We start from the raw sequence: 394 nt of genomic DNA, 5'->3' as shown, positions 1-394 counted from the left end.
GAAGTAATACCATGCCATTTTTTCGTGCAGATTTTAGTCAGTATCTTGTTTGGTTAGTAAGTGCAATAAGTCTTAGCCTTGTGACTCTCATGAGTACCAATGCCGCGCCAAACATACAAAATAATTCAAAATCTACCCCTTCTATTCCTGATACTGCCATTATCGACAAAGTTTTCGTTGATAAATCAGCGCGTGTTCTACAATTATTAATTGGTGACACTGTGATCAAGTCTTATCATATAGCGCTTGGTGGCAATCCTATTGGTCACAAGCAGCAGCAGGGTGATAAGCGTACCCCATCAGGTTCTTATACACTCGATTATAAGAATGAAAAATCCAAATTTTATCGCTCTATTCACATAAGTTATCCTAATGCGTCTGATAAGACACATGC

Annotated in this window: 1 protein-coding gene; it reads left to right on the top strand. The window is 38.3% G+C overall.

What is annotated here, in order from left to right:
- Window positions 1-89: 89 nt before the first annotated feature.
- Window positions 90-394, top strand: a 305-nt coding sequence (locus AAEY75_RS14185) for a L,D-transpeptidase family protein (protein WP_352259924.1), incomplete at its 3' end; no start/stop codon positions are given.

The sequence above is a fragment of the Psychrobacter sp. TB55-MNA-CIBAN-0194 genome (assembly GCF_040309505.1).
GTDB lineage: Bacteria > Pseudomonadota > Gammaproteobacteria > Pseudomonadales > Moraxellaceae > Psychrobacter > Psychrobacter fozii.
Note: the sequence above shows the minus strand (reverse complement) of the source record. Positions and strands in the feature narration are given on the sequence as shown.